This window comes from Pseudomonadota bacterium (genome assembly GCA_026390555.1).
GTDB lineage: Bacteria > Bdellovibrionota_C > UBA2361 > UBA2361 > OMII01 > OMII01.
Map to the genome: position 1 here is coordinate 1 of JAPLFS010000088.1, position 3,791 is coordinate 3,791.

Annotated in this window: 4 protein-coding genes; 2 read left to right on the top strand and 2 right to left on the bottom strand. The window is 52.2% G+C overall.

The features are described from left to right. The coding region (gene lpxD / locus NTV65_11460) for a UDP-3-O-(3-hydroxymyristoyl)glucosamine N-acyltransferase (protein ID MCX6115813.1) at window positions 1–859 on the top strand (859 nt) is incomplete at its 5' end. Between the two features lie 9 nt (window positions 860–868). Then, the gene (locus NTV65_11465) at window positions 869–2,491 is read left to right on the top strand and encodes a VWA domain-containing protein (GenBank protein ID MCX6115814.1); all 1,623 of its coding nucleotides are present in this window, start codon (window positions 869–871) and stop codon (window positions 2,489–2,491) included. Between the two features lie 142 nt (window positions 2,492–2,633). Here NTV65_11465 and NTV65_11470 read toward each other — a convergent pair whose 3' ends face one another. Both NTV65_11470 and NTV65_11475 read right to left on the bottom strand, forming a co-directional pair. Then, window positions 2,634–3,461 (bottom strand): biotin--[acetyl-CoA-carboxylase] ligase, encoded by an 828-nt coding sequence (locus tag NTV65_11470; GenBank protein ID MCX6115815.1) that lies wholly within the window; start codon window positions 3,459–3,461, stop codon window positions 2,634–2,636. Between the two features lies 1 nt (window position 3,462). Then, a partial coding sequence (locus NTV65_11475) for a nicotinate-nucleotide diphosphorylase (carboxylating) (protein MCX6115816.1) occupies window positions 3,463–3,791 on the bottom strand: 329 nt, incomplete at its 5' end.

A 3,791-nucleotide genomic window follows, 5' to 3' on the forward strand; every position in this document is an offset into this window, starting at 1 on the left:
CGCCATGGCCATCCTCGTTGCTCAGGATATGCTCCCTAAGGTTCTATCAGAAACGGCAGCTAGCGTTATCGTTGTTACGGATCCATACAACGCCTTCCTGGACCTCCTTCCGTTATTTTTTGAACAGACAAAACCAACCCCAGGCATTCATCCAAGCGCTATCATCGCAGAGGATGTCGTAATAGGGGCTGCCGTTTCAATCGGAGCGCACTGTAACGTAGCTCAGGGCTCTATTATTGGAGATAACTCTATATTGCATCCACACGTTCGCATTTATGAAGGAGTTACGATCGGCAGCAACGTCGAACTCTTTAGTGGGGTCAGAATCAGAGAGGGTTCCATTCTCGGAAAAAACATAACGATCCATGACAACTCTGTAATAGGGGCTGATGGTTTCGGATACACCCCCGATCCACGTTATGGCATTCGCAAAGTTCCGCAGGTTGGGCATGTTGAGATTGGCGACAGAGTGGAGATCGGCGCAAATACATGTATCGATCGTGGCAGTATTGGCGCAACTACGATCGGCGCAGGAACTAAGATCGACAACCTAGTTCAGATCGGGCACAACGTGACAGTCGGAGAGAACTGCCTAATATGTGCTCACGTAGCTATCGGCGGCAGCACCGTTATAGGGGCGGGGGTCATTATTGGTGGGGCGAGCGGTGTGGCGGATCATTTATATATCGCTCCAGGTACTCGCGTAGCTGGCTGGTGCGGCGTTACCCATTCGATTAACGAGCCGGGTGATTATATGGGTAACCCTGCCATAAAGGCCGGACAGTGGCGGCGTCTACAGGTACGACTCAAACAGATCTCGGAAGATAGGGCCGCGGGGAGAAAGGCAACGCGCAAGTAAGACTTAAGTATGACAAGGGATACACGCCGCACCGATCTTAAAGTTATAGCAATCGCGTTGTGCCTCCTTAGCGCATGCTCCAGAGAGTCCTCAGATAACACTAGCCCCGTGCCAATAGAGGAGGTCCGGTTAATACTTCCATCAGAGACGCTAGAGATTGTGCGCCCATCTATTGAAGCCCTTAACGCTGCCCGTCTATTAACTGGCATCGGGACGGTAGTGCGCCTTACCGCAGTAACGGCTGATGGCGTAGCGGCTACACAGGTAGTTTCCGACTCCGCTCTAAATCATAAGACAGCGGTATGGCTCTCCTCAAACTCAGCACTGCTTGAGTTTGCACGCTCACGCCTTAGTCAAGAAAAGCAGCTAGAGGAAAAACACTCTCAAGAAAAATATAGTATAGATGGGTGCCGCGCTATCGCCTCAACCGTCATGGGTGTAGCCTTTATCAGCTCTAACACCTTCGCTGTTGAGCAAGACGGCGGCAGCGCTCTTTACGGGCAGTTTATTTTAGATTCGACCGAACGCGATCTTGCGCGAACACCGATGATTCTGGCCGGACTACCAAGCTCTTCAGTCTCTGGGGTCTCGACCCTTATTATGTCTGGAGCCACGGTGCTCAAATCAAAGGTAGAGAGCCTCCTTCCTACCTCCAGCACTGAATCTGAGCAGGCGTTGCGCCCTTCGCAGCGCCGCATCTCACGTTACTTTGCCTCCGATCGTGCCATGCTCGAATGGATGGCGCTACGCCAAGAAGGGCGGCCGTTAGTTGCAATTACAACACGCCAACAGGTGAAAGCCCACAACCTAGTCGCGCCCAATACTTCATTACAGTTCCTGCCGGCCGTACTCCCCGAACTAAGGTTGAATTATCAGCTCTGTGCCTTACAGAGTAAGACAACATCGACAGCAGCACGCGAGGCGCAGCAGCTAATTATCACCTTCCTTACAAACTCCGAGCGACTCGCTCCCTTTAAGCAGTTGGGGTTTGATGAGCCTCTAGCTCTTAATAACGAAGGGGCGCAACCTGCGGTCCAGGCCGTAGAGCGTCTACTGGCTCCCTGGCATTCAATTAAAAAACCATCTACCGTTACCTTCGTAGTCGACAGCTCCTCAAGGCTTACCCGAGCTCTCTCTGAGACGATCAAACGGGAGCTCTCTCAATTTATTCTAGCGGATGGTGCGCGTAGAGATACCTTCGCTCTCGTTTCATCATCTACCAGGCCGGAGCTGCTTAGTGCACCCACGGCCGATCTAGGAGCCTTTAAGGATGCGATCTTAGAGATTAGAGGCTCCGGTGCAAGCGCTATTAAGGATGCCCTAATTATGGCGATAGATCTCTACGCAGAGGCCTCTCCGGAGCAGAATAGAGGAGCTATTATCGTGCTAACCAACGGACCGGATTCGGCCTCTAGCTCTACAACCGCAGCTCTAAAGGGGCGGGCTCTCTCCGGCATGAGCCGTAAGGGTGTAGCGCTCTACGTAATCGGAGTTAATAACTCAAGCGAAACACCCTCTAATACCCCCTCAGACATAGCGCAACTTACACAAGAGATCGGGGGGACCTTTATCGCAACTACGGTCGGGGAGCTTCCCGCTGCGCTGCATGGTGTATTTAGAGAGGTTGAGTAACTATTCACCCCAGTATAAACTTGCCGCTCGAAATAAGTTTCCGCTATCGGAGCGGGAGCAGGTAACGGGAAGCGGTTCACGTTCCCGCGCAGGGGTTTTCCATCTAATGTACCCATACTTATCGGGGAGGAACCAATAATTGTCACCCCCGATTTGCTCCGCAAATCGACCCATGAGGGGTTTGCGATCTTAACTCAGAGAGCTGCGTAACGTGGCCGGAGTGCACTAGCTGCTCCCCGTCGCTAGACCCTAGCCGCAACGCTCCGTTTGAATCTACCCCCAGATATATTCCAGTAAGGCAGCGCTCCCCCTGATCTATCGTAAGTGTAGTGCAATTGTTTTCAAAACAGCTCAGTGATTCCCACTCCGCTCGAAAACCCTCAAACCCACCCTGCCCTATAAAAGCTGCGTGACACGCCAGTAGCTCTGCACTCATGCTTGGCAGCATCTCAGCTCTAGATATACTTCGCCCAGAGACGCTCTGTAGCGATGCTGAATGAGCGACATCTAGGGGGTGCTCGGTCAGGTTAAGACCAACCCCAACCAGAATAGCACGCGAGGCTCCCAAGTCCTGCACCTCTATTAATATCCCCCCTAGCTTTTTAAGCTCATTATTCTCAACAACAACGAGATCGTTAGGCCATTTTAGCTGAATAGTTACTCCGAATGAAGCAACAACCCGCGCGATCGCCACACCAACAACGAGCGAATATCCCGAGAGCTGCGAAACAGGGGCCTCAGTTGAAAAAACATAGGTACCCATAAAGGCTCCCTTGGATGAGCCCCAACTCCTCCCCTGGCGTCCCCTGCCGGAGCTCTGTCTCTCTGCAATAACTATAGAGTGCTGCCCTGATGGCGCTCCAGTCTCCTGCAGCGCGGCACGCGCCACATCCATGGTCGAAGAAACCTCATCGTAGATTCGAACAGAGGCGTAGCCAGCTAAGGTAATAAGGCTATAGCTTGTAGTCATGCTAGCTAGGATTTACCATCCGCATCGAGATATCTACGTTCGGTGCATGTGTAGTTAGGAACCCAGCCGACACCGCATCAACGCCCAGCTCCCTAAGTGCTGACAAGCGTTTTTTGGTTACGGCGCCTGAAACCTCAATCAGGGGTCGATACGGCGATTTCGCCAACAACGCCATCGCAGCGCGTATGTCATCATCAGAAAAGTTATCGAGCATGATGATACTTGGCTTAAAATCAAGTGCTGCTAGTAGCTCCTCTGTATTTCGAACCTCAACCTCCCACGGCATATAGAACGGCTTCTGGTCGAGGATCCTCTGCAAAGCTCCACGCA